Source organism: Flavivirga sp. 57AJ16 (assembly GCF_028736925.1).
In the GTDB taxonomy this organism is placed as follows: domain Bacteria; phylum Bacteroidota; class Bacteroidia; order Flavobacteriales; family Flavobacteriaceae; genus Flavivirga.
Window position 1 is genome coordinate 109,759 of the sequence record NZ_JAQZAT010000010.1, and the last position, 23,134, is coordinate 132,892.

21 protein-coding genes are annotated in these 23,134 nt (G+C 33.9%); 5 read left to right on the forward strand and 16 right to left on the reverse strand.

Features of this window, described 5'->3' with window-relative positions; translation table 11 throughout:
* Positions 1–163: 163 nt before the first annotated feature.
* On the forward strand, positions 164–925 hold the full coding sequence (locus PQO00_RS12595) for a phospholipase D-like domain-containing protein (RefSeq protein WP_274185196.1): 762 nt from the start codon (positions 164–166) through the stop codon (positions 923–925).
* Between the two features lie 283 nt (positions 926–1,208).
* Here PQO00_RS12595 and PQO00_RS12600 read toward each other — a convergent pair whose 3' ends face one another.
* The 10 genes from PQO00_RS12600 to rsgA all read right to left on the reverse strand — a co-directional run bounded on the left by PQO00_RS12600 (position 1,209) and on the right by rsgA (position 11,046).
* Positions 1,209–2,186 carry a polyprenyl synthetase family protein gene (locus tag PQO00_RS12600; protein WP_274185197.1) on the reverse strand — a complete coding sequence of 326 codons (978 nt, stop codon included), beginning with the start codon at positions 2,184–2,186 and terminating at the stop codon, positions 1,209–1,211.
* 392 nt (positions 2,187–2,578) lie between these two features.
* Positions 2,579–3,619 carry a 23S rRNA (adenine(2503)-C(2))-methyltransferase RlmN gene (gene rlmN, locus PQO00_RS12605; protein ID WP_274185198.1) on the reverse strand — a complete coding sequence of 347 codons (1,041 nt, stop codon included), beginning with the start codon at positions 3,617–3,619 and terminating at the stop codon, positions 2,579–2,581.
* Between the two features lie 274 nt (positions 3,620–3,893).
* Positions 3,894–4,943: a tRNA preQ1(34) S-adenosylmethionine ribosyltransferase-isomerase QueA gene (gene queA, locus PQO00_RS12610; protein WP_274185199.1), complete on the reverse strand. Its 1,050-nt coding sequence runs from the start codon at positions 4,941–4,943 to the stop codon at positions 3,894–3,896.
* Between the two features lie 174 nt (positions 4,944–5,117).
* On the reverse strand, positions 5,118–6,341 hold the full coding sequence (locus PQO00_RS12615) for a 3-phosphoshikimate 1-carboxyvinyltransferase (protein ID WP_274185200.1): 1,224 nt from the start codon (positions 6,339–6,341) through the stop codon (positions 5,118–5,120).
* 33 nt (positions 6,342–6,374) lie between these two features.
* The gene (locus PQO00_RS12620) at positions 6,375–6,701 is read right to left on the reverse strand and encodes a nucleotide pyrophosphohydrolase (RefSeq protein ID WP_274185201.1); all 327 of its coding nucleotides are present in this window, start codon (positions 6,699–6,701) and stop codon (positions 6,375–6,377) included.
* Entirely contained in the window at positions 6,702–6,944 is a 243-nt protein-coding gene (locus tag PQO00_RS12625; protein ID WP_274185202.1) for a hypothetical protein, read from the reverse strand. It lies immediately after the preceding gene.
* 4 nt (positions 6,945–6,948) lie between these two features.
* Entirely contained in the window at positions 6,949–8,859 is a 1,911-nt protein-coding gene (locus PQO00_RS12630) for a DUF3857 domain-containing transglutaminase family protein (protein WP_274185203.1), read from the reverse strand.
* Positions 8,860–8,917: 58 nt separating this feature from the next.
* Positions 8,918–9,454, reverse strand: coding sequence for a metal-dependent hydrolase (locus PQO00_RS12635; protein ID WP_274185204.1), 537 nt, complete (start codon positions 9,452–9,454; stop codon positions 8,918–8,920).
* A complete protein-coding gene (dtd, locus tag PQO00_RS12640) occupies positions 9,454–9,906 on the reverse strand; it encodes a D-aminoacyl-tRNA deacylase (RefSeq protein WP_274185205.1) in 453 nt (150 codons plus the stop codon). Before dtd ends, PQO00_RS12635 begins: the two co-directional genes overlap by 1 nt.
* Positions 9,907–10,098: 192 nt before the next feature.
* Positions 10,099–11,046, reverse strand: a complete 948-nt coding sequence (gene rsgA, locus PQO00_RS12645) for a ribosome small subunit-dependent GTPase A (RefSeq protein WP_274185206.1) — start codon at positions 11,044–11,046, stop codon at positions 10,099–10,101.
* An 89-nt stretch (positions 11,047–11,135) separates the two neighbouring features.
* On the opposite strand from rsgA, the gene PQO00_RS12650 reads away from it, so the two are divergent.
* Positions 11,136–11,585, forward strand: a complete 450-nt coding sequence (locus PQO00_RS12650) for a hypothetical protein (protein WP_274185207.1) — start codon at positions 11,136–11,138, stop codon at positions 11,583–11,585.
* Positions 11,586–11,650: 65 nt separating this feature from the next.
* Here the strand turns inward: PQO00_RS12650 and PQO00_RS12655 are convergent, their stop codons facing one another.
* From PQO00_RS12655 to PQO00_RS12670, 4 genes are all read right to left on the reverse strand, one after another.
* On the reverse strand, positions 11,651–12,733 hold the full coding sequence (locus PQO00_RS12655; RefSeq protein WP_274185208.1) for a bifunctional 3-deoxy-7-phosphoheptulonate synthase/chorismate mutase type II: 1,083 nt from the start codon (positions 12,731–12,733) through the stop codon (positions 11,651–11,653).
* A 20-nt stretch (positions 12,734–12,753) separates the two neighbouring features.
* Positions 12,754–13,605: a prephenate dehydrogenase gene (locus PQO00_RS12660; RefSeq protein WP_274185209.1), complete on the reverse strand. Its 852-nt coding sequence runs from the start codon at positions 13,603–13,605 to the stop codon at positions 12,754–12,756.
* Between the two features lie 543 nt (positions 13,606–14,148).
* On the reverse strand, positions 14,149–15,294 hold the full coding sequence (locus PQO00_RS12665) for a pyridoxal phosphate-dependent aminotransferase (RefSeq protein WP_274185210.1): 1,146 nt from the start codon (positions 15,292–15,294) through the stop codon (positions 14,149–14,151).
* Entirely contained in the window at positions 15,291–16,118 is an 828-nt protein-coding gene (locus tag PQO00_RS12670) for a prephenate dehydratase (RefSeq protein WP_274185211.1), read from the reverse strand. The genes PQO00_RS12665 and PQO00_RS12670 overlap by 4 nt, the downstream gene beginning before the upstream one ends.
* Before the next feature lie 343 nt (positions 16,119–16,461).
* Here PQO00_RS12670 and gldA point away from each other — a divergent pair, with 343 nt between their 5' ends.
* The 3 genes from gldA (at position 16,462) to PQO00_RS12685 (ending at position 21,110) form a co-directional block, all read left to right on the forward strand.
* Positions 16,462–17,358, forward strand: coding sequence for a gliding motility-associated ABC transporter ATP-binding subunit GldA (gene gldA / locus PQO00_RS12675; protein ID WP_274185212.1), 897 nt, complete (start codon positions 16,462–16,464; stop codon positions 17,356–17,358).
* Between the two features lie 471 nt (positions 17,359–17,829).
* Positions 17,830–19,920 (forward strand): phosphate acetyltransferase, encoded by a 2,091-nt coding sequence (gene pta / locus PQO00_RS12680; RefSeq protein ID WP_274185213.1) that lies wholly within the window; start codon positions 17,830–17,832, stop codon positions 19,918–19,920.
* Positions 19,921–19,922: 2 nt separating this feature from the next.
* Entirely contained in the window at positions 19,923–21,110 is a 1,188-nt protein-coding gene (locus PQO00_RS12685; RefSeq protein WP_274185214.1) for an acetate/propionate family kinase, read from the forward strand.
* Here the strand turns inward: PQO00_RS12685 and PQO00_RS12690 are convergent.
* Positions 21,096–21,842: a head GIN domain-containing protein gene (locus tag PQO00_RS12690; protein ID WP_274185215.1), complete on the reverse strand. Its 747-nt coding sequence runs from the start codon at positions 21,840–21,842 to the stop codon at positions 21,096–21,098. The genes PQO00_RS12685 and PQO00_RS12690 overlap by 15 nt on opposite strands.
* 190 nt (positions 21,843–22,032) lie before the next feature.
* Positions 22,033–23,133, reverse strand: a complete 1,101-nt coding sequence (locus tag PQO00_RS12695; RefSeq protein ID WP_274185216.1) for an acyloxyacyl hydrolase — start codon at positions 23,131–23,133, stop codon at positions 22,033–22,035.
* Position 23,134 lies beyond the last annotated feature (1 nt).

Below are 23,134 nucleotides of genomic sequence, written 5' to 3' on the forward strand. Positions count from 1 at the left end.
ACACATGCAATTTAAAAAGAAATAAAAGGTAATACATTAAAATTGAGGTATTTGATTTTGTAAAAATTTTCAACTACCTTCGTTTAACTCCGAATATTTTTCATTAAAATGAAATCATATTCGTTACATATTGGTAATAGTTATAGATAAAACAAAATTAGGAATGTTTTATAATGGGGCAAATTGCGATATTTATATTGGTAAAGGAGCTGGGAAAAAACTCCTGAATGATATTCGTAATGCAAAAAAATCAATCAAAATAGTTTCTCCTTACCTTTCCCCTTTTTTAATTACCGAATTAATAAACTTTCGAAAAAGGAATCTAGAAGTTCAATTAATTACGACCGATAATATTGAGGATTTTTATGGAAGCTATGAAAAGAATATTCATAAACTGATAATTCAAAACAAGAAAATTGACAAAGAAGCTGTTGAAAAGCGTGAAAAGTGGAAAGACCTAATAAAAATACTGACTTATATTGGATTTGGTCTTCTAGTCATTTTAATAGGAATCATTTATTATCTTAAAGATGTAAAATTAATCTTAGGACTCACTCCTATTATCATTTTATTTCTAATTATTAAGCTATACAAAAACAAGATTAATAATAAAAGAATCTATTCATATTGGTATTCTCAACTATTCCCTTTTAAAGTTTATATGTCACCAGATACGACTGATGAAAGTGACACATTTATTCATAGCAAAATCTATTTAATAGATGATCAAATAGCATATTTAGGCTCCTTGAATTTTACATCTAGCGGAACAAAACATAATTACGAAACTAGAATACGAACAAATGATCTAAATGCTATTAAAGAAATCAAAGATGAGATTTATCAGTTAATGAATCATTCTTATTTGCCAGAAAGAGATATCCAATTATGGGGGAAACAATTATATCAAGAACCCATAAACTAAAAATACTATTATCAATCATTAGTGTCCGACTAAAGACGTAAGACCACTTCGCTATTGGAACCAAGAACAAAGACTTGATTGTAACTAACAGACAAACAGAGACTCCTCTATTGTTTTACTTCCTGAAAACTAAATATTTCTTGTTTGTTTTTACTTGTATTTAAAGCAAGGTGTCTAATCTGTAATGCTTTTACTTTTACTATTATTGATGGACTTCTAATTATAGTCAATAGTTTTTATCGGACAACAATAATTATCAATAATAAATGAGTTAAAAAACAACCTATTTTTTCCTATCAATCACATAATTCACCATAAGTTCCAATGAATTCTTATAATCTGATTCTGGATATGTTTGAAGTATTTGCAAAGCTTCTTCCCGAAAGGCTTTCATCTTTTTTATAGCGTAATCTAAACCGCCATTGTTTTTCACAAAAGCAATAACTTCTTTAACGCGCTTAGTATCCTTATTATGGTTTTTTATGGAATTAATAAGCCAGTTTTTATCTTTTTTTGAAGCTTGGTTAAGCACGTAGATTAAAGGCAAGGTCATTTTCTGCTCTTTAATATCTATCCCTGTAGGCTTGCCAATTTGAGTATCGCCATAATCAAATAAATCATCTTTTATTTGAAACGCCATGCCTATAAGTTCACCAAACTTTCTCATAGACTCCACATGCTGCGATTCTGGTTTTACAGAGGCTGCTCCCAAACTACAGCAAGCCGCAATTAAAGTTGCTGTTTTCTGACGGATAATTTCATAGTAAACAGCTTCTGTAATATCAAGTTTTCGTGCTTTCTCAATTTGAAGCAACTCACCTTCGCTCATTTCGCGAACTGCAATAGAAATAATCTTAAGTAAATCAAAATCATTATTATCAATACTTAAAAGCAATCCTTTAGACAATAAATAATCACCAATTAAAACAGCTATCTTATTTTTCCAAAGCGCATTTACAGAGAAAAATCCACGTCGGCGATTACTATCATCAACCACATCATCATGTACTAAAGTCGCCGTATGGATAAGCTCAATGACCGAAGCGCCCCTGTAGGTACGCTCACTAACCTCACCATTGGATACCATTTTAGAAACTAAAAACACGAACATGGGACGCATTTGTTTCCCTTTTCTGTTTACAATATAATGAGTAATCCTATTTAGCAGGGCAACTTTACTAGACATGGAAAGTTGGAACTTCTGTTCAAAAAGATCCATCTCATAAGCTATAGGTTGTTTTATTTGCTCTACTATTTTCAATATTCAAACTTAATCTCAGCGAAATTACTAATAATGTTAAAATATTACTACTATAGATTCTCGAAAGTTTATTTTAAACATTTTTTACTATTTATCTTACAAAAAAAACATTTGATCGATAAAATGTTCATTCATAAAAAAGATTTTCTATCTTACATATAGAATAACTAGGCATTAAACCTAGAATCCCACTGGATACTGAAACATTTATCCTGAATTTATTTCAAAAACGGGATTAGCATGCCACGTCTTAGGCGTGGTTATATTACCCATTTTGAATGTATTGCTTCGCAATTTTTCACAAGCAATAAGCGTAAATTAAATAAAAGAATAATGCTATTCTAACAAAGAAGATGAAAAAAGAACTTTGACTAAAGATCTTTTTTCATTTTTCATTTTTTATTTGCTAATTGTCCGCAAGCAGCATCTATATCTTTTCCTCTACTGCGGCGTACATTTACGACAATTCCATTTTTCTGCAAGGTATTAATATAGTTTTCTAAGGCTTCATTCGTTGCTTGCTGAAAAGCGCCATCATCAATAGGATTATATTCAATTATATTTACTTTGCATGGTACATACTTACAGAACCTCACAAAAGCATCGATATCTTTTTGAGTATCGTTTATCCCTTTCCAAACCACATACTCATAACTTATTTTTCTGCTTGTTTTTTCGTACCAATATTCTAATGCTTCTTTTAAATCTACTAAAGGAAAGGTTTCATTAAAGGGCATGATGGATGTACGAACAGCATCAATAGCCGAGTGCAAAGACACTGCCAAATTGAACTTCACCCCATCATCTGCCATCTTTTTTATCATTTTCGGCACGCCCGATGTTGACACCGTAATTCGCTTTGCAGACATCCCCAATCCTTCTGGGGATGTAATTTTATCGATAGCCTTAATAACATTGTTGTAATTCATAAGAGGTTCCCCCATGCCCATAAACACAATATTGCTTAATGGGCGGTTATGATATAAACGGCTTTCTTTATCGATAGCGACAACCTGATCGTAAATCTCATCCGGATTTAAGTTACGCATACGCTTTAAACGTGCTGTTGCGCAAAACTTACAGTCTAAACTACACCCTACCTGACTGGACACACAGGCTGTTGTTCTTGTGGCTGTTGGAATTAAAACCGACTCTACTATGAGACCATCGTGCAATCTAACCGCATTTTTTACGGTACCATCTTTACTACGTTGCATCGTATCAACTTCGATATGGTTAATAACAAAGTTATCTTCCAGCATTTGGCGTGTTTCTTTTGAAACATTGGTCATATCCTTAAAAGTATGTGCCGATTTTTGCCAAAGCCATTCATAAACCTGGTTACCTCGAAAGGCTTTATCTCCTTGTTTTTCAAAGAATGCTCTTAGATCTTCCTTGGTTAATGCCCGAATGTCTTTTTTACCCGTTGCCATAAGTGTTTCAAAAGTAGTGAAAGGTTTTTCGAATTTTGGTATTTAATCTATCCATTTTGTTATTCCTGCTCTCCTGCCTGCCAACAAGACAGGTACAGGAAAGATGAGGGTGTCTAAAAAGTCTTTATAATTTGATTTGTCAGGTTGAGCCTGTCGAAACCGATATTGATTATCAGTAAGTTAAAAATATTTCGACAAGCTCAATATGACATCGAACTTACTTTTTAGACACCCTCATCTTTTTATTTCAAAAGATCCTGAAACGAGTTCAGGATTAAATGATCAACATGGCATCGCCATAACTGTAAAATTTGTATTTTTCCTTTACAGCTTCTTCGTATGCTCTTTTAATAAAGTCGTGTCCTGCAAATGCCGAAACCATCATTAACAATGTTGACTTTGGGGTATGAAAATTAGTAATCATACAATTAGCAATACTAAAGTCGTACGGAGGGAAAATAAATTTATTGGTCCATCCATCAATTTCATTTAGCATGCCATTTGAAGACACAGAACTTTCTATAGCACGCATGGCAGTAGTACCCACAGCACAAATACGTCTTTTGTTATCAATACCTTTGTTTACAACGCTTACTGCTTTTTCATCAATTTTTAACTCTTCACTATCCATTTTGTGTTTCGACAAATCTTCTACCTCAACCGGGTTAAAAGTACCTAACCCTACATGTAAAGTTACTTCTGCAAAATTAACCCCTTTAATTTCTAATCTTTTCAGTAAATGCTTAGAAAAGTGAAGTCCAGCAGTTGGAGCTGCTACAGCGCCTTCGTTTTTTGCATATATAGTTTGGTAACGGTCTTCATCGTCTGGCTCTACATCTCTTTTTATATACTTTGGAAGCGGTGTTTCACCAAGTTCATTTAATTTTCTACGGAACTCAGAATATGATCCATCATATAAAAAACGTAATGTACGTCCTCTGGATGTCGTATTGTCTATAACCTCTGCAACCAAGGTATCATCATCACCAAAGTATAATTTATTACCAATTCTTATTTTACGAGCTGGATCTACCAAAACATCCCAAAGACGTTGTTCTTCGTTTAATTCTCTTAATAAGAATACCTCTATCCTAGCTCCTGTTTTTTCTTTATTACCATATAATCTTGCAGGAAACACTTTAGTATTATTAAGTATTAATACATCTTCTTCTTCAAAATAGTCTATTAAATCCTTAAACATTTTATGTTCAATGGTTTGCTCTTTTCTATTTAAAACCATTAAACGCGACTCATCTCTGTTTTCCGCTGGGTATTCTGCTAATAATTCTTCTGGGAGATTGAAACCAAAGTGTGATAATTTCATTTGTTAGTTTTTATTGTTCTTAATAAGCCAAAGAGTGCTTTCAATAGCACAAATATTAGGTTAACACGTAACCTAATAGTATTGAAAGGTTTATTTAGCTAGCTGTTTAGTTATTTTTTGAAAGCTGCAAATATACAATCTGCAAGTAGGGGTTGTCAAGTAAATAGGTGATTATTATTTAGTTATTTTAAATCCAATAGATTTAAGGTCATCCCAAAAACTTGGATAAGATTTTGAAACAACGTCTGCATCTTCAATAACAACAGCTGTTTTAAGCGCTATAGGAGCAAATGCCATTGCCATTCTATGATCGTGATATGTCTCAATTGACACCAGTTCGTTCATTGTATTTGAAGCCGATAAATGTAGGGACCTGTCTGTAATTTTAACCTGACCTCCTAGTTTTTCGATTTCATTTTTTAAAGCAACCAACCTATCCGTTTCTTTAATTTTAAGTGTATGAAGCCCTGTTAAATCACAAGACATACCTAAAGCAAAACAGGTTACCGTAATCGTTTGGGCAATATCGGGAGCATTTTTTAAATTTAAAGCTAATGGCTCTAGGTTTGAAAATGCTTTCTTTAAGGTCACTTTATTACCACTAAAGACCGTACTTACTCCAAAATGTTTATAGACTTCAACTAAAACAGAATCACCTTGTAAGGAGTTTTTTTTGTATGAGGATAATGTGATTTCTGTTCCAATGTCACTAATAGCTGCCATACTAAAAAAATAGGATGCCGATGACCAATCTGATTCTACAGTTAATCTTTTGGGTTGTGGGTTGTTGGTTATTGGCTTTACTGTAATGACATTTCCTTTAAATGAAGATACTACTCCAATTTCGTCTAACAAACTAAGTGTCATCTTTATGTATGGGACCGATGTTATTTCACCTTCCAAGGTTAACTCCAATCCATTTTCAAGTTTAGAAGCGATCAGTAATAATGCAGAAATATATTGACTGCTTACATTTGCTTTTAATGACACTTTATGCTTGGTTAATTTTTTCCCTTTTATTTTTATGGGCGGGAATCCTTCATTTTCAACATAACTAATATCCGCTCCAAGCTCTTGAAGTGCTTCTACTAAAACTTCAATAGGGCGCTCTTTCATGCGCTTAGATCCCGTAAGTGTCACTTCCCTTCCCTCTTGAACAGAAAAATAAGCCGTTAAAAAACGCATCGCCGTTCCTGCATGGTGAATATCAATCAAATCCAAATCTGTACGCAATGCCTCGGTCATTAAGTTACTGTCATCAGAATTTGATACATTATCAAGGCTGATTTCAGGATATAGTGCCTTTAAAAGTAATAATCTATTGGATTCACTTTTAGACCCCGTTATTTGAATTGAAGATTGCTTAGCTATTTTAGATTTTTGAAGTGTAATATGCATGCTTATAAATTCTCTTTAATAGAAGCTGCAAATTTACTTTAATTTTTCGTTATTATGGTGCCTATTATGATCGCGTTTTGCTTTCTTATCCATTCTTTTATCAAAAGCTTTTTGCAGATCGACACCTGTTTGGTTTGCCAAACATAATACCACAAATAAAACATCTGCCAATTCTTCCCCAAGGTCTTTTCCTTTATCGCTTTCTTTTTCGCTTTGTTCGCCATAGCGCCTTGCTATGATACGGGCTACTTCGCCTACTTCTTCTGTAAGCTGGGCCATATTGGTAAGCTCGTTAAAATAACGAACACCATGTTCATTTATCCAATCGTCAACTATTTTTTGTGCGTTTTTAATATCCATCTATACTTTAGTTAATACTATTTGTTCGTTTTCTTTTTCTATCGTTACCAAATTAAAGCCTTCTCCTTGTTGATATTCAAAATAAGTTCTTCTGTGCTTATATAAACACGTTGCCCTTGCAGATGAATCCAGCAGATTAAATGTTTCTTGTAGTTCCTCTTTTGATATTTTTCCAAATTTGTAATCTTGAGCAAATGCTGTTAGCGTAAAGCATAAGCTAAATAAAACCATTGTGATTCTCATTTTTTTATTTTTTAATTAGGGCTACTTTTGCATTGTCTTGTTTATTCACTTCTTTGTAAAAGTTTCTAAATGATTCGTAATCTTCTTTTGGAAACTCACCATCTTTTATTACAAATGCTCGTTTATAAATAAGGGTGTTCTCATCCTTAACGATCACCTCGGTTTTATAACTGCCAAATTTATTTTCAATGGTTTTATTGTCGGGTTTGGATTCTACATTATAGTCCTGTGGTAATTTAATTTCGACTTCGTCTATATCTGTAAACCCTCTTTTAATTTTAAGAGGAAGCTTTCTATTTCTATAACGATCCGGGATCTCTGTATTTCTATTTAAAGCATTTAACGTAAGCAGCATTCTATTTCCTATTTTTTTAGAATAATTAGTTGCCTGAAAACTAACATCTTCAATAAACTCAACAGTTTCTTTATTATTTGTGATATGCATATTATTGATGTTGACCGTATTTATATATTTCCATCGTTTTTTATAATGCTTATCAAGGTCTCTCTCTGTTTCGGTTTCTAACCAATATTTATCATCATATTGGATCCCTTTGGAATTAACATTTACATGGGCATCAATAGCCCCATCATTCGAAATCGTATAATTCCCTTTAATTAGTTGTACACTCTCTTCTGCCCTGTACTTTTTTGTATGCTGAATTTTACCCCCTTCTGGAGTGATGACCAATACATCTCTATCGTCGGTGAAGTCCCCAATAAAACCAAAGGGGAATTTTTGGTTTGTACATTCTAGCCATATATCTTCTTTATCTTCTTGTGGAATGTTAAGGATAACATGGTTACCTTGCATAGCTGCAAAGTCTTTCTCTAAACTTCTTTGAGATTTGCCTGCATATACAACGGTATAATTAGACTTAACTCCTGCAGCTTTTAAAAGTGACATGGTATAATTTGTTAAAGCCTTACAATCTCCATAACCTAATTTATCTACCTCTGAAGCGTTAAAAGGTTTCCAGCCTCCAATACCTACTTGCACGCTTATATAGCGTGTTTTACCTTGTACGTATTCATATATTTTCTTTGCCTTTTCCACATCATTTGGAGCATCTTTCACCAAACTTTGTATCATACTAATGGTACTTGCTGGCAAATCATAAGTATCTTTTATTAAATCATGGTACATCCATTTTCCGAACTCGCTCCAATTTTCAACTTGTGTATGCACCCCTTCTAGTGTAAATTGTTTCGAAGCGACTAAAACTTTTGGGTACAAACTAGAAGATGTGGGACTATATGCCTCAGGTTTAATAGCTTCAATATTTTTTACTTCATATTTAATTTTTCCTGAAAGGGCTTCTTTTTCTAAACCTAAAGCCTCAAAATTCTTTTCTTTTGTTCTAATAGTAATATCTTCTGGAAAATCTATAGTATAAGTACTTTTCTCTGCACTTAAAAAATAATCATTTATAGGTATAAAAGGTTGTATAAATGCCGTATTGTTATTTACAATTTCACTAGTAAATTCGATGGTATATGGATACTCAATGGGCGTATATTCTAAATATTTAACTCTGGAATCCGAATATAGTGTGCCACCGTCCACAGCACTAACGTCTTTAAAATCGTTTTTCTTGATTTTTTTAATTTCTTTACCGAAATTATCAAAAACCAAAACTTCTAAACTCTTGATTTTTACATTATCATCATAGTACGCATAGGCACCTACATGATCATCTCCTTCTTTATTTAAGACAGTAATAACTTTTTTCTTGGTAACATACATTTCGCTGGACGATCTTAACGAAATATGTATATCATTAGATCGAATAACCGCATTAGCTTTTTCTTTAAGATTTGCTGGAATGGTATAGCTGGTATATAAATTTTCTTGTGAAGAAACAGATAAACTTATGAGCATAATAACTATGCTCACAATTTTTTTTACTATCATATATTTACAACTTTAAACTTCAAAAGATATTTGTATCTGACCGATCATTGTTATGAACTCAGTTTTTTCCATAAAAGATCCTTTTTGTCCGGAAAAATAAAATTCTCACAAACAATACAAGAAAAGATGGGATAAAAATATATTTAAACTCGCTAAATAACACTTTCATTCCCCATTCTGAAAAAAAATCCTTTATCCCAATTGGCGACACCTGTATCCCTCGAAAAGGGAAGAAAAAACGACCGTTATTAAAAGGGATAAAAAAACCAACACCTTTCCCTCCAGATGTCATAGCATCTAAAATACCGTGTGAAAGCGTTGATAAAAAAATAACTAAAAACCAGATCCCTTTATTTTTTCTACCTAAGCTAATCATCAAAACAAAAGCCCATAAAACGGAAAACAATATAGAATGGGAAAAACCCCGATGTCCCAAGGGGTGGCCGTAGGGTATACCAAATTTAAAGGCTATAACATCAAAATCTGGAAGTATTGTTGAAAATATAGCAAATACCATGAGCCATTTGGCATGATGCTTATCAATAACTTTAGCTAAGGTAAAACCAACCACTGCATGCCCAAATATAGATGCCATTACGTTTTATTTTTTGAATCGATTATTATGGTTACCGGCCCGTCGTTAAGCAGCTCTACTTTCATATCGGCCCCAAATTGTCCTGTCTGCACTTTTTTACCTAAATCAACTTCTAATTGTTCTATAAAATTTTCATAAAGTGGCACAGCAATATCTGGTTTTGCTGCTTTAATATAACTTGGCCTATGTCCTTTTTTTGTTGAAGCATGTAAAGTAAACTGACTTACCACCAGAGCGTCGCCATTGGTATCTAACAAGGCTTTATTCATGATGTTATTTTCATCGCCAAAAACACGAAGGTTTACTATCTTATTGGTTAACCATTTAATATCCTCTAACGTATCTTCATTAACAATGCCTAAAAAGACTAAAAGCCCCTTAGAAATGGATGCTACTTTTACCCCATCAATAGTGACACTTGCTTTTGATACTCTTTGAATAACAACTTTCATTTTTCCTAAATCCCCAAAAATTATTATTATTATTATTATTATTATTATTATTATTATTATTATTATTATTATTATTATTATTATTGATCACTGCCACTGCAAACTGCTCACTGATTACTGCCACTGCAAACTGCAAACTGCAAACTGCTCACTGATTACTGCCACTGCAAACTGCTTACTGATTACTGATTACTAATTCTCCCAATGATCTGTTCTGTAATGTTCATTTTCGTCTTCAATAATTTGTAAATAGCTTCTGTAACGCGAAAACGCTATCTCATCATTATCCAGTGCCTTTTTAACAGCACATTTAGGCTCCTGGATGTGTAAGCAATTATTAAACTTACAATCTTGTTTCAATTGAAATATTTCCGGAAAATAATCACCAACTTCCTCTTTGTCCATATCGACCACCCCAAAACCTTTTATTCCAGGCGTATCAATAATTTTTGCACCAAAGCTTAAATCGAACATTTCTGCAAAGGTTGTTGTATGCTGCCCTTGCATATGCTGTGTTGAAATTTCTTTTGTCTTAATATTTAAAGTTGGTTCAATAGCATTTACAAGTGTAGATTTCCCCACTCCAGAATGTCCCGAAAACATACTAACCTTATCACGCATCAAAGCCTTTACTTTATCTACATTTTTGCCAGTTTTAGCAGAAACCCCTATACATTCATACCCTATTTTTCTATAAATATGGGCCAGGTATTTAACCTCTAAAAGCGTTTCATCATCATAAGTATCTACTTTATTAAATAGTAATATTGTTTTAATGGAATAGGCATTGGCTGTTACTAAAAATCGATCTATAAAACTGGTTAACGTTGGTGGGTTATTAATAGTGATCATTAAAAAAACCTGATCCAAATTGGCAGCAATAATATGTGTTTGCTTAGATAGATTAACCGATTTTCTAACAATGTAATTTGTTCTATCATGAATCTTGTGTATGATACCTGATTCTTGGTTATTATTGGTTTCGAGTTCAAAATCTACCATATCACCAACAGCAATGGGATTTGTACTTTTAATGCCTTTTATACGGAATTTCCCTTTTATTCGACATTCATAAACATGGCCCAAATCGGTTTTTACCGTGTACCAACTTCCAGTAGATTTATAAACAAGTCCTGTCATATTTTTTCAAAAGTAAAGTTAAAAAATCTTTTTTTTGGTATGGATATTGTTTAATCTTGTCATTATTAATTTAAAAAAACTCTAATAACATGAAAAAACTACTTATTGTTTTTACTATTGCTTTATTTTCTTTTATCGACGCCAGTGCTCAAGTAGAGTATAAAGTTATTACTAGTATAGAATCTATTGTTCCTAATGGTTTAGGGCGTTCTAGGCTTATTAGCGCTAACGAAGAAAAAGATTATAAAGAATTTACTAGCACACAAACCGAAGAAGACAACACCCGCAACAAATCTAAACGTGGAGAAATAAGAGTGAAAGGTTTTGATGAAACAAAATTATTAAACTTTTATAATATAGGTGGTATCCGTTTTCAAAACATTGCCGCTAATGATGCCATAATTACTTCAAAAATCAATACGATGATAGAAGAAGGATGGGAGCTGGCTTTTGTGACTAGTGCTGTTGAAAGTGATAGTGGTAAAGGAGATGGTAAAGGTATTTTTATTACCCGTTATATTTTTAAAAGAAATAAGTAATAACCTTACTTACCAAATAAAAAAACCTCGCAATTGCGAGGTTTTTTTATAAAGTTCATTATCATTTAACCATTAATGATCTTCTCTTGATGGTTAATAGACTCTTGGTGAATGGCTTTAAACATTCTTAGAATGAACTCCTCACTCAATCCGTGCTCTTCTCCTTCTAAAACCATTTTTCCTAAAATCTCATTCCAACGTTTAGATTGTAATACGGCTACGTTCTTCTGCTTTTTAAGAGATCCAATACCATCAGCAGCTTCCATACGTTTTCCTAATAAAGTGATAATTTGGTTATCTACAACATCTATTTGCGCTCTTAAATTATTTAAGGCACTGTTGTACTCTGCTTCAGCATCCGTCTCTTTTCTAATTTTAAGGTCTTTCATAATTTGCACTAAGGTAGCAGGTGTTACTTGCTGTGCAGCATCACTCCATGCATTTTCAGGATCGTAATGAGTTTCAATCATTAACCCATCAAAATTTAAATCTAAAGCTGTTTGAGACACATCAAAAATCATATCCCGATTACCTGTTATATGGGATGGATCATTAATTAAAGGAATATCTGGAAATTTATTTTGAAACTCGATAGCCAATTGCCATTCTGGAATATTTCTATATTTGGTTTTTTGATATGTTGAAAACCCTCTATGAATAGCGCCTATATTTTTAACGCCTGCTTTGTATATTCTTTCAATGCCCCCTAGCCATAAAGACAAATCTGGATTTACAGGATTTTTTATCAGCACGGGCTTATCCGTTCCTTGTAAAGCATCTGCAATCTCTTGCATGATGAACGGGCTCACTGTAGAACGTGCGCCAATCCATAATAAATCTACATCATGCTCTAAAGCCAATTTTACATGAGCAGCATTAGCTACTTCTGTACAGATTTTCATTCCTGTTTCCGCTTTTACCTTTTGTAGCCACTTTAAACCCAATGCACCAACACCTTCAAACATGCCTGGTCTTGTTCTTGGTTTCCAAATACCTGCTCTAAAATAGTTAACGTCTGTATCTTTTAACTCATGAGCTATTTTTAATACTTGCTCTTCTGTTTCGGCACTGCAAGGTCCTGCAATAACCAAAGGATGATCTAAATTCAATGCATCCAACCAGTTTCTCATTTCTTTTTTATTTTCCATTTTACTTAATATTCAGCCGACTAAGCTATTCCGTTTAAAATTTGTTTTATATAATTCGTATTTTTCATTTCGTTATAAATGGCTTCGAAGTCATCTTTTTCCATAAGCTCTTTAAAATTCTTTAGATTATGGATGTATTCTTCTAAGGTCTCAATGACATTGGCTTTATTTTGTTTAAAAATAGGCGTCCACATTTCTGGGGAGCTCTTTGCCAGACGAACTGTAGAAGCAAATCCACTACCTGCCATATCGAAAATATCACGTTCATTTTTTTCCTTTTCTATCACTGTTTTGCCTAACATAAATGAACTTATATGCGATAAATGCGACATATAAGCAATGTGTTTATCGTGTGCTTCTGGATTCATATAACGAATACGCATCCCTATATCCACAAAAAGTTTTAACGCCTTTTCTTGAAGCTTGAATGCCGTTTTTTCAACTTCACAAACAATATTTGTTTTTCCCTTAAACAGGCCGCTAATAGCTGCACTGGGACCTGAATGTTCAGTTCCCGCTATAGGGTGCATGGCTAAAAAATTTCTACGCTTGGGATGATTTTCAATGACCTTGCATATGTCTAATTTGGTAGACCCCGCATCCACAACCAATCCTGAATCGGGTATCCTATCCAAAACAGTTGGCAATAACTTTACTGTAGCATCCACAGGAATGGATACAATAACTAAATCGGCATTAACAATATCCTCTAAGGTTGCTTTTTTATCAATTAAATGAAGCGACAAAGCTTCTTTGAGTGTTGCTTCCTTCCTGCTAATACCGTGAATAACCACTCCAGGGTTATTCTTTTTAATATCTATAGCAAGGCTACCTCCTATTAATCCAATTCCTATGATGTATATGTTTTCCATTTTCCTCTCCCTAACCCTCTCCAAAGGAGAGGGAATTATTATGGCGTTTATTTAGTTATTTTGTTCTCTGTTTTTTACTCATAATAAATTTAATCACAGACTTCTAACTTCTAACTTCTGTCTTCTGTCTTCAAACTACCTAACCCTTTTTATAGTAAGGCTACCTTCTATTAATCCAATTCCTATGATCTATATGTTTTCCATTTTCCTCTCCCTAACCCTCTCCAAAGGAGAGGGAATTATTATGGCGTTTATTTAGTTATTTTGTTCTCTGTTTTTTACTCATAATAAATTTAATCACAGACTTCAAACTTCTAACTACCTAACCCTTTTTATAGCAAGGCTACCTTCTATTAATCCAATTCCTATGATGTATATGTTTTCCATTTTCCTCTCCCTAACCCTCTCCAAAGGAGAGGGAATTATTATGGCGTTTATTTAGTTATTTTGTTCTCTGTTTTTTACTCATAATAAATTTAATCACAGACTTCAAACTTCAAACTTCTAACTTCTAACTTCTGTTTTCTGTTTTCTGTCTTCAAACTACCTAACCCTTTTTATAGCCTCCTCTAAAACTTCGTTAGATGCACATAAAGAAAATCGAATATATCCTTCACCTTTACTTCCAAAAATAGTTCCTGGGGTAATGAATATGTGATTGTTTTTAAGTACTGAATCTATATAGGCTTCTGCATTTTCGGATCCTGGTAGCTTAGCCCAAACAAAAAGTCCTACGGCATTTTTATCGTACGTACAATTTAAAGCGTCTGCTAATTGCCAAACTAAATCGCGACGCTGTTTATAGACACTATTAAGCGTAACAAACCACATGTCTGAACATTTTAAAGCTTCAATAGCCCCTTTTTGAATACCATAAAACATGCCTGAATCCATGTTACTCTTCACCTTTAAAATATTGCTTATATGCTCACTATCTCCCACAACCATTCCTACACGCCATCCTGCCATATTAAAAGTCTTACTTAACGAATTAAGTTCCAAACACACCTCTTTTGCTCCTGCAACACTAAGTATACTTTTTGGCGCATCATTCAATATAAAACTATACGGATTGTCATTAACTATTAAAATTCCGTGACGCTTCGCAAATGCCACTAATTCTTCAAACAAGTATGTGTTTGGCAGAGCGCCTGTTGGCATATGTGGATAGTTTACCCACATGAGCTTCACCTTGCTCAAATCCAATTGCTCTAAAGCTTCAAAATCCGGCAACCAATTATTTGCTGCATCCAATTCGTAAAAAACAGGTTTTGCTCCTACTAATTTAGTAACGGATTGATACGTTGGATATCCAGGGTTTGGAATCAGCACGGCATCACCTTCATTTAAATATGCCATTGAAATGTGCATGATCCCTTCTTTACTTCCCATGAGCGGTAAAACCTCGGAGGTAGCACTTAAAGAAACCGAAAAATGTTCTTCGTAAAACCTCGCCATAGCGTCTCTTAGCTCTGGCAATCCCTGATAACTTTGATACTTATGTGCATTAGGAGCCAACAACCCTTCTTTTATGGCCTCTACCACTCTTTGCGGTGGCTGTAAATCCGGACTCCCAATACCTAAATTAATGATAGGTTTTCCACTGGTTATAAGAAAGTTTACCTCTCTTAATTTTTTAGAAAAGTAATATTCTTCTACCGTTAGCAATCTGTTAGCAGCTTCAATCATAACTTAGCTTTTTTATATTCACCGAGCACTTTAAGTCCTTTTCCCATAATATTAATTATAGATTTTGCTTTTTTAAAATCCTCATATTGTTCAAAAGTAACATCAACAAAAAAAGCATATTTCCAAGGTGTTTCAATTATTGGTAATGATTGAATTTTAGTTAAATTCAATTTACAGTCGCTCATCACATTAAGAATGGCTGCCAAACTGCCTCTTTTATGGTCGCTTTCAAACTTAACCGAAGCTTTATTGATTTCATTTTCAGGCACTTCAGAATTCGTTCGTTTTATAATAACAAAACGCGTTTCGTTGTGCTTTATAGTTTGAATACTAGACGCCAGAATATCCAGCGCAAATATATCGGCAGCCAAAGTACTTGCAATAGCACCTATTCCTTTAAGCTTTTTTTCACGTATCCGTTGGGCAACCTCTGCCGTATCCTTATCTTCTACTAATTTGATATGAGGATATTGCTTAAAAAACTCTTTACACTGCAACAACGCCATAGGATGTGAATAGACTTCTTTTATATCTTCTATGCGTTGACCCGGCCATGCCATTAAGTTATGCTGAACATCTATATAATACTCCCCGACTATATGTAAACCATATGTATCAATTAAAGCATAATTAGGGATAATGGAGCCTACTATAGAATTTTCTAAGGCCATAATAGCCGCATCACATTCTTTAGTAATTAAAGAATCGACCACCCTATCGAATGTCAAACATTCAATGACATCAACTGGCTTATCAAAAAATTGTTTTGACACAATGTGATGAAAAGACCCTTTTACTCCCTGTATAGCTACCGTTTTAATCAAAACTTCGTTTTATTTTATTAAGACCTCAATCTTCATTGCGGTTGTTTAATTAAAAAGTTGAACAAAAAAAAGTCCCGATTTTCATCGAGACTCATATCTAAAATTTATAGTTATAAATTATACATACAACGCCTCGTTCCTTTTGCTAAAAAAGAAATAAAACCAGTTGTTAAAATATGTATAATATACTGTTGTCATAATTATGATGCTAAAGTAAATAATATTTTAAGAAATCAAAATTGTAGTATTGTTTTTTTTTGAAGTTTTTAAAAATTTTAAAGATTATATAGTAAAACTTCTATTGCATTATATAATTATTATTTTTGAATAAATAATTTTAATTATGTCTATTGAAGTAGTAGGGGTTTCAAAACACTATGGAGAACAAAAAGCTTTAAACAAAATATCGTTTAGAGTCAACAAACCAGAAATTGTTGGATTTTTAGGCCCTAATGGTGCTGGAAAATCTACTATGATGAAAATCTTAACGACTTACATGACCCCTAGCGAAGGTACTGCAAAGGTAAATGGACATGATATAAAGGAGAGCAAACAGCTTGTTCAACAAAGTATCGGGTATTTGCCAGAGCACAATCCTTTATATTTAGACATGTTTGTTAAAGAGTATTTAAGATTTAATGCCCAGATTTACAAGATTTCCAAACAACGTGTTAATGATGTTATTGAACTTACCGGTTTAACACCCGAAGCCCATAAAAAAATAGGGCAGCTCTCTAAAGGGTATCGTCAACGTGTAGGCTTGGCCAATGCGCTATTACATAATCCTGATGTTTTGATATTGGATGAACCAACCACTGGCTTAGACCCTAACCAATTGATTGATATTAGAAATCTCATAAAAGAAATTGGAGAAACCAAAACCGTATTTCTCTCTACACATATCATGCAAGAGGTCGAAGCCATGTGCGATCGTGTGATTATCATTAATAAAGGGGAAATTGTCGCAGATAAAAAACTAAACGAATTACGTGATGCCAAAGAACAAATTGTTATTGTAGAGTTTGATTATCGCGTTGAAGATGCTTTTTTATTAAAGCTTCCGAAAGTAAAAAGCATAACCAATACGCACGGTTTTGTTTATGAAATCACTTTTAAAACTTCGGAAGACATGCGGTCTTATGTGTTTGACTTTGCTCACGATAATCAATTGAAAATTTTACAGCTTAATCAAAAGAACGCCAGTTTAGAATCCCTTTTTAGGGATTTAACATCAAAATAGCTTCCTGATATGCATGCTTTAAATGAAAAGTATAAACTCATTTAAAGTTTTTGAATTATAGCGAAAATGAGTCATTTTTTATATAGATAAAGACTTTTTTAATAGCATAACATCGTTCAATGCCATTAAGTTAAGGTAATTTGTTCTTTTTTTGTCACATTGAGTACTTCGTCTATAGTTTATCTTGAGTACTTCGGCTGCCGGACGGGCAGGGAGACGAAAGGCTCAGACTGACATTACGGCCTTAACTTAATGACATTGAGCATCGTTACGGCATTCAAAAAAGGCGAAATATAAATGAAAAAGGGGGTGTTTTTTAGCCCATTGAAAAAGTTTAAATGAGTTCTATGATAAATATCATCCTTATCATAATATGAAGACATTAATTTTGCGGTATAATATTTTAAATATAAGCATAGTTACTTTGCTTAAAAGCAAACAACAAACTATCTTGTAATACTATAAAACACTATGAGTAAAGGAGTTTATGTGGCTACTATTGAGCCCAACAGCGGTAAATCTGTTGTTGTTCTGGGCTTAATGCGTATGCTTTTGGGAAAGACTGCCAAGGTTGGGTATTTTAGACCGATTATTGAAGATCTTGAAGCAGGCGAGATGGACAATCACATCAATACCGTGATGTCTCATTTTGAACTGGATATTAATTATAAAAAAACATTTGCATATACAAGAAGTCAGGTACTTGACCTATATAACCAAGGGAAATCCGGTGAAGTCATAGATGAAATCATAAAAAAATACAAAAAACTTGAAGAGCGTTTTGATTTTGTTTTAGTAGAGGGCACCGATTTCTCTCACGAAAACTCAAGTCTAGAGCTAGACATTAATATTATAATATCTAAAAACCTTGGGCTTCCTGTTATTATAGTGTCTCAAGGGGACAAGAAAGAGCTTAAAGAGATTGTGGATAGTGTTCAATTAGCGCATGACACTTTTAAACAAGATGTTGATGTGCTTTCAATAATAACCAACAAAGCAAACCCTGATGCTCTTTCTACGCTCAAAGCACAATTAAAAACACGTATAAGCAAGGGAACAGATATTACCGTGATACCAAAAATCCCTAATCTAAGTAGCCCTACTGTAAAAGAAATTTCAAAGGCTTTACATGGCGAAGTTCTTTTTGGCCAAGACATGTTAAATAACCTAACCGAAAATTTTAGCGTGGGGGCTATGCAATTGCGTAATTATTTAACCCACCTAAAGGAAAATGCATTGGTTATTGCCCCTGGTGACAGAGCCGATATTATTCTGGGAGCTCTACAAGCGAATATTTCTAAAAATTACCCTAAAATTGCTGGAATCATTTTAACAGGAGGCCTTATTCCCGAGAAACCTATTTTAAAACTTATTGAAGGGCTTTCCAGTATTGTACCCCTTATAAGTGTGAAAGGAGGCACTTACCATGTAGCCAGTAGTATTGGAAACATCAAGCCCAGAATATATGCTGAAAACAAAGAAAAAATAACGACATCCATTGCTACTTTCGAAAAACATGTAGATACAGATAAGCTCGCAGATAAACTTATCACTTTTAAATCTGAGGTATTTACCCCTAGAATGTTTCAATACCATTTATTACAACGCGCTTTAAATAATAAAAAACATATTGTTTTACCAGAAGGTTATGATGAACGCGTTTTACGTGCCGCTGCGAGATTAGTTAATGCGCATGTTGTAGAATTAACGCTTCTGGGCGAAGAAGATAAAATTAAAGAGCTTATTGAAAAATTAGACATCCCTCTAAATATTAACGAGGTACATATTATATCGCCTACAAAATCACCTCATTTTGCAGATTATGCCCATACCTTTTACGAACTTAGAAAGCATAAAAACGTAAGTTTAGAAATGGCAAGGGATACCATGTCCGATGTTTCATATTTTGGTACCATGATGATCTATAAAGGCCATGCAGACGGTATGGTTTCTGGGGCCGTGCATACGACGCAGCACACCTTACGCCCAGCTTTACAATTTATAAAAACAAAACCTGGAGTAAACTTGGTATCGTCTATTTTCTTTATGTGCTTGGAAGATAGGATTTCTGTGTTTGGAGATTGTGCCATCAACCCAAATCCAAACGCACAACAATTGGCAGAAATAGCTATTTCATCAGCCCAAACGGCAAAAGAATTTGGTATTGAGCCCAAGGTTGCCATGCTTTCTTATTCATCCGGTGCTTCTGGAAAAGGGGCCGATGTAGAAAAAGTTAGAGAAGCTACCGAGATTGTAAAAGCTCAAAATTCAGATTTAAAGATTGAAGGTCCTATTCAATATGACGCTGCGGTAGATATGCGTATTGGAAAAAGTAAATTACCGGATTCTAAAGTTGCAGGACATGCCAGTATTTTAATTTTTCCAGATCTAAACACTGGCAACAACACCTACAAAGCTGTACAAAGAGAAACAGGAGCATTAGCTATAGGGCCTGTTCTACAAGGATTAAATAAACCAGTAAATGATCTTAGCAGAGGGTGTACTGCTGATGATATTTATAGTACTGTTATCATTACCGCTATTCAAGCCCAAAATCAATAAATATGCAAGTACTCGTTTTAAATTCTGGAAGTTCCTCTTTAAAGTTTCAATTATTTTCAATGCCGGAAGAAACCATTCTTTGTTCTGGCCTCATTGAACGCATTGGGTTTGATGATGCAAAATTCAAACTCAAAACCAAAGAAAACACGCTTGAGGTTGTAACTGCCATTCCCAATCACAAAACGGGTCTGGAATTATTAGCAAACCGGTTATTAGATAAAGATACTGGTGTTATTAAATCTACCGATGCTATTCATATTGTTGGGCATCGGGTGGTTCATGGCGGTAAACATTTTAGTGATACTACCGAAATTACCGAAGCTGTAAAAGATAAGATAAAAACACTTTCATCATTGGCTCCTTTGCACAATCCTCCTAATTTAGAAGGTATTGAAGTTGCCGAAACCATATTTCCAAACGCTAAACAAATAGCCGTTTTCGATACGGCATTTCATCAATCAATTCCAGAATATGCTTATAAATATGCGATTCCAAATGAATATTCAGAAAAGCTTCATATTCGAGTTTACGGATTTCATGGCACCAGTCATAAATATGTCTCAGAAAAGGCTATGGAATATCTGGGAAAAAAGAATTCAAAAATAATCACCATCCATTTAGGTAATGGTTGTAGCATGACCGCTATTAAAAATGGAAAAAGTGTTGATCATTCTTTGGGTTTTTCACCAATTAACGGATTGATTATGGGTACGCGTTCTGGAGACATTGATCCTTCGATTATTTTTCATTTAGCTGAAAAATACGATTATAACGTAAATGAAATCAACGCACTACTCCAAAAGAAGAGCGGTATGTTTGGCTTAACAGGTTTAAGCGATTTAAGGGATATTCAAGCTGAAGCTGAAAAAGGCAACAAAGCTTGCCAATTGGCATTACAAATGAATGCGTACCGTATAAAAAAATATATTGGTAGTTATGCTGCTGTTTTAAACGGATTAGATGCTATTGTCTTTACTGCCGGAATTGGTGAAAATTCTATTTTAATGCGCCAAATGGTTTGTGAGAATATGGACTTTTTAGGTATTGAATTAGACACCGAAAAAAATAAAGTGAGATCCAAAGAAACACATGCCATTAATACAGACGGTTCTAATGTGAAAGTTTTAGTGATCCCAACAAATGAAGAGCTGGAAATCGCTAAGCAATCGATTAATCTATTCAAAAATTAATCGTCCTTTATACAATTCATCAATAGCAACTATAGGGGGACGGTTCACAGAAATGACATGACCCGTTCCAGAAATAGTTCCCCTTATTTCTTGTTGTGGGTTTACAATCATATCATTTGATGCCCTGTTCCATAATTGCACTTTTTGAGCGATAAGATTTCGGCCTTCAAAACGTGAGGTTCCTGCAGCAAAAGTAAGGTTCAGGTTTTCTGTTTTTCCTGAAATAAAGCAATTAGACAAATTATTAAACACCAATCGAAATGTATTATTATCAATCTGTAACCTAAAATTAGCATTTGTAAAAGTATCCGGAGCTCCAAAATCTTCTGATAGAATCGTTAAACTTGGATAGGTCAAAACACCATCAGAGCTTATGTCATATTGTGTAGAACTCCTTATTTCTGTAATATTTGGAGATGTCACATATACTTTGGTAATACCATAATCGCGCACATAGTTGCACGTATTATGATCTGTCAACGTTAACTTACCATCTAAAACAACAGCTTCTACATCATTTAATAAGTTAGCCCCCGTTTCGATAATAACCTTTTGCTCATCCCCTTCTTTAATCACCAATTCGATATCGCGGTTTACTAATATTTTACCAAAGGAACCTACAACAATTTCTTGTTGGATAATGTTTCCTGCTTTTTGAAAACAATCACTGGTATGCTCGCTATCGCAAGCTATTATTAAAAACAAAACTAATAGGTGAATTATTCTTTTCATATGCTGTTATTACTACGACGGCAGAAATCTATTATTTTAACATTAGTTTTATTAATCAACGTTAATCCTATTTGTATTCTAATATCCCCCTCTAGCTCAGTCGAGAGGTTGTAAAATATAGATTTAAGTTTTGTCGAACTCATGTTATTTCAGGTTTCATTTCATGAGATTCCTGCCTTCGCAGGAATAATTACAATCTAACACCAATACCAAATTCTACTGCTTCCGCTTTGGCTGCATGTGATTTTAATGTTAATGCTCCAAACCACTTATCGCCAAAATAACGTTTTAAACCTATTCTTAAATATGTGGGCCCTTCAAAATCAAATGGATAATAAACATAATATCCAAACTGTGTTATCAGTGATGTTCTATTAACAAATAATTCATGACCAACAAAAACACCAACTCTTTTGTAATCTTCATTTCCAGATAAATTATCTTCTGGATGAGACACTGATCTGTAATAAATATACTCTTTTAAAAAATTTGAAAAGAAAACATCTGCCCCAAACTGCAACGCACTTTTTATATTAATACGCTTATCTGCATAGGCAGAAAAAATATAAAAAGGAAATTGCCCGCTACCAACAATATCGCTTTCATTAATACCCGTTCTAAAGGCAAGATTATATTTTACCGGTTGTGTAAACCTTTCTTGCTCTTCATCACGAAGTGTGGTTATGTATTCCGGTTCCTCTTCTTCTAAATTATAAGTTACCCCGACATTTAGAGCCATAGAATTTATACTTGCATTGGGCGCTTTTACATTGGCGTTGGAATAATGAACAAAAGACAGGCCTGCCTGCACCCCAAACCTTTCTATAATACGTTCCTTTTTATAATTAAGCATCAAAAGCGTACTACTCATTAACTTGGAACCAAAGGCAATATTTCTAAAGTTACTGACCTTATCATAGGCGTTTTCGGTATATGCCAAGCCTTGGCCAATACGCAACATGATATGTCGCTTGAAAAAATAGAAGTTATAGTGCACATACAGTGAAGATACGGTCCCCAAAACATCATTTTTTAAATTTTGATAGGCGTAAGTCACCCCATAATCCGGATAATTATAGCGTTGTTCCCAAGCTTTAAATCCGTACGTTTTTTTATTCCAGCTTAAAATATAACCTTCAGGATGTCCTTTTATTAAATGCAGCAAGTCATTATTGTGCAATGCGATGTTTCCTTTAAAATAATTCGCATCAATATAAGACGTATATGCCTTTTCTTGTGAGAAAGAAATACTGAAAACTGCACAAAAAACACAGGCTAAAAATAATCTCATT